4 protein-coding genes are annotated in these 3,678 nt (G+C 63.4%); all 4 read right to left on the reverse strand.

The genetic code is table 11. From position 1 onward, the window contains the following. On the reverse strand, positions 1-681 hold a 681-nt coding region (gene flgL, locus ABI213_RS12875), incomplete at its 3' end, for a flagellar hook-associated protein FlgL (RefSeq protein WP_348027404.1). Between the two features lie 14 nt (positions 682-695). Then, positions 696-2,597: a flagellar hook-associated protein FlgK gene (gene flgK / locus ABI213_RS12880; protein ID WP_348027406.1), complete on the reverse strand. Its 1,902-nt coding sequence runs from the start codon at positions 2,595-2,597 to the stop codon at positions 696-698. A gap of 9 nt (positions 2,598-2,606) precedes the next feature. Then, complete coding sequence (gene flgJ, locus ABI213_RS12885) at positions 2,607-3,470, reverse strand: flagellar assembly peptidoglycan hydrolase FlgJ (protein ID WP_348007390.1); 864 nt, start codon at positions 3,468-3,470, stop codon at positions 2,607-2,609. Beyond that, positions 3,470-3,678, reverse strand: a 209-nt coding sequence (locus tag ABI213_RS12890) for a flagellar basal body P-ring protein FlgI (RefSeq protein ID WP_348027408.1), incomplete at its 5' end; no start/stop codon positions are given. The genes flgJ and ABI213_RS12890, both read right to left, overlap by 1 nt.

The raw sequence follows: 3,678 nt of genomic DNA on the forward strand, positions 1-3,678 counted from the left end.
CGTGCCCATCAGCGAAGCATCGGTGACCACGCCGATGTCGGTAAACGCTTTGCCGGTGTTTGCTGCGCCCAGGCTGACGCTGAACACGCCGTTGCCCTCGGGCACGTCCATCCAGGCGGCACGGCCATCCAGTGTGAACGGGATCGCCACGGTGCTGGAGGCGGTTTGGCCGGGCAGGCCGTTGTAGCTGTAGTCGGGGTCGGGAGGGACGCCGTTGGCGCTGGTTTCAAACGGGGCCGAAGTGCTGCCCAGGCCGTTGAACAGCGGCATGCCGTTGCTGTCTTTTTTGTTCGCCAGGGTCAGTAGTTCGTCGCGGATGCCGACCAACTGCTTGGCAATGGTGTCGCGCTCTGTTGGGCTATTGGCACCGTTGCCCGCCTGTACCACCAGGGTGCGGAACTCCGTCAACAGGTCGGTGGCGTTGCCCAGCGTGGATTCGGCCTGGGTGATGGCGCTGACCTGGGTGCCCAGCGCACGCTGCTCGGTTGCGATGCGATCGATGCGGGTGTTGGCGCGTTCGGCCTGGGCTGCGCCGGTCGGATCGTCGCTGGAGCGCAGGATTTTTTTGCCCGAGGTCATATTTTCTTGCAGCGCAGACATGGTGGCGTACCGGGTGGTCAGATTGCGCAGCGCGTTGTCGTAACCATTGGCACTGGACAGTCGGGTGAATGAATTGCTCATGGTCTTCTCCTGGCCTAACGGCCTACGCTGGCCATCAGGCTGTCAAAAATGGTTTGGGCAATCTGGACCATCTTGGCCGATGCCTGGTAGGCCTGCTGGTACTGCAGTAGTTTGGCGGCTTCTTCGTCCAAGTTGACACCCGAGACGCTGGTGCGCGAGGTTTCCAGGTTGTCGGCAATCGACTTGGACACCTCGGCGGTGTACTGCACGCTCTGCACCTTGACACCCACCTGCGACATCAGCGCGGCATAGCCATCGGACAGGCTGGAGCCGTCAAACAGGGCCACATCGCGCAGGCCCAGCAGGGCATTGGCATTGCCGGCATTGAGCTTGGCGTAGGCGGGGTTTGCCGGGCCCAGGGTGATGGTGTCACCGTTCTGGGCCGCACCCGACAGGGTGAGCGACCAGCCGGACGATGTATTGGTGGAGTCGAACGCAATCGGCGTGCCGGGGCTGTAGGTATAGACGGTGGCGCCGGTGTCGCTGCGGGTGTAGGTGTTGGAGCCGGTGAAGTTCAGCGTGATGTTGGCCGGAATCGGCACCGACTTGGCAGCCAGATTGGCGACTGCCAGGCTGCCGGTATTGGTGACACCCATGGCGGCCTGCACCGGGCTGGAGACGGCCAGTTGGCGCGGCGAGCCAAAGGCGGTGGTGATTTTGCCGGCGGCTGCGCGGTAGGGTTGGAGCAAAAAACTGTCGCCCGTGGCCGGGGTGCCGCCCACGGCAATCGCCAGGCCGTCATAGCTGCCGGTAGTGGGGTCAGGCAAGACGGTGGTGTTGTCCGACAGCCGCTGCACGGTAAACGCCACAGGGGAGGTAAAGGTCACCTTGTAGTCCGATGCGGCCAGTTTAGCCACGGTGGGCGCATCCACACTGATGTCTACCGTGCCGCTGCCGGTGTTGAAGCTGGCGGCTGCACCGGTGGGCATGCTGACCGGGCTGAACAGGTTGCCCCCGGCATTGCCATCCAGGTCCAGCCCCAGTTGGTGCTGGGCGTTGACCACCGTGGTGATGCTGGTGGCGATGCGGCCCAGCAGGTTGGCCCCTTCGGCCAGGTCCTGGTTCTGGAACTTCAGCATACCGGCGATCGAGCCGCCGCCCATCAGGTCTTCTGACAGCACCACGGTCTGGCTACCAAACACCATGGCAATCTGGCTTTGCGAAGCATCTTGCGGGTTGGACTGCACCTGCAAGGCCGTGGCCTTGGTGCCCAGTACCAGCGGCTGGCTGCTGGCCGCAAACACCGTGACCGTGCCGTCATCGGCATCGATCTGGGTCGTCTGGATGTACTGGTTGAGCTGGTTGATCAGGTTGTCGCGCTTGTCCAGCAGGTCGTTGGGCGACTGCCCGTTGCCTCTGGCCAGCTGGATCTGCCCGTTGACTGCGGCCAGGTTGGTGGTGATGGTATTGACCGCGGCCGCGGCGTTTTGCAGCTCGGTGGTCAGGCCGGTCTGCAGATTGGTCAGTTGGGTGGATGCATCGTTGAAGCGGGAGGCGGCCTCGTTGGCACGGGTCAGCACCACGGTGCGGGCGGTCAGGTCGGTCGGGGCATTGGCCACGTCGGAGAACGCATTCATCATGTCGGTGACCGCCGCGCCCAGGCCGCTGGTGCCGCCTTTGAAAATGTCTTCCAGCTGCAGCAGCTTGGTGGCACGGGTCACGTCCGATGCCGCGACCGACTTGGACAGTGCGGCCTGGCGGGTCAGGTATTCGTCGTGGTTGCGCTGGATGGTCTGGATGTCTACGCCCTTACCGATATAGCCGCCGCCGGTGTACTGGCCTTCCACCGTTTGCAGCACCACGTTCTGGCGCGAATAGCCTACCGTGCTGGAGTTGGCAATATTGTTGCCAATGGTTTGTAGGGCCACTTCGTTGGCCACCAGGGCCCGCGAGCCGACGTTGAGGAGGTTGCTCATGCGGTTCTCTTAGGCGTAGGCCCGGCGCAGTTGCTGCGTCACGGTGATGGCCCGGTTCAGCTTGGCGGCGTAGTCGGGGTCGGTGGCGTAGCCCGCGCGTTTGAGCTCGGTGGCATAGGCCTGGGCAGAACCGGTTTGCTGGCGCGCTTGGGCGTAGCGCGGGTTGTTGTTGATCAGCTTTGCGTAGTCGTTAAAAGACTCTTGGTAGGAGTCGTAGGCGCGGAACTTGGCGCTGACCTTGCGGGTTTCGCCGTTGACTACTTCGTGCGTGGTGACGGTGGTGGTCTTGCCGGTCCAGCCCGCACCGGCCTTGATGCCGAACAGGTTGAACGAAGTGCTGCCATCGTGGTTCTTGATTTCCTTGCGGCCCCAGCCGGTTTCGTGCCCGGCCTGGCCCAGCATGTAGCTGGCGGGGATGCCGGTGGCCCGCTCTACGGCGGTGGCCGCGGCGTTGTGCTCTTCAACAAAATCGGTCTGACTGACGGTGGCCGGTTTGGCCGTGGGCGCACCCAGCGGGGTGCCCATTTTAAGCGTGCTGTTGGTGTCGGCGGGTACGGTTTGGCGGGTCAGTTGGCGCACGATGGCGTCCGACAAGCCGCCGGGCTGGCCCGACATGGTGACCGACATTTGCTGGTCCAGCAGGTCGTTGCCCAGGTCGCCCTGGGGGCTGTCGAACAGGCCGGATTTGGTGGAGGCCGTGGCCTCGCGCATGCTTTTGATCAGCTCGCGCATGAACAGCGACTCCAGCTGTTTGGCGGTTTCCTTAATGGCACCTGCGCCGTCCTTGCCCGCCTGCATTTTCAGCGCATTCAGCGACTGGGCATCGGCGGCCAGCGCGTTGCTGGAGACGGTGGAAGTTTGGGTCAGTGCCATCAGATCACCTCCAATTCAGCATTCAATGCACCGGCAGCCTTGATGGCTTGCAGGATAGCCAGCAGATCCTGCGGCGTGGCACCCAGGGCGTTCAGGGCGCGCACCACGTCGGCCAGTTGCGGCGCGGGAGGCACCTGGATCAGGATGCCGGGTTCTTGCTTGATCTGGATGTTGCTCTTTTCGGTGACTACCGTCTGCCCTTGCGACA

Source organism: Rhodoferax sp. (genome assembly GCF_039922535.1).
GTDB lineage: Bacteria > Pseudomonadota > Gammaproteobacteria > Burkholderiales > Burkholderiaceae_C > Rhodoferax_B.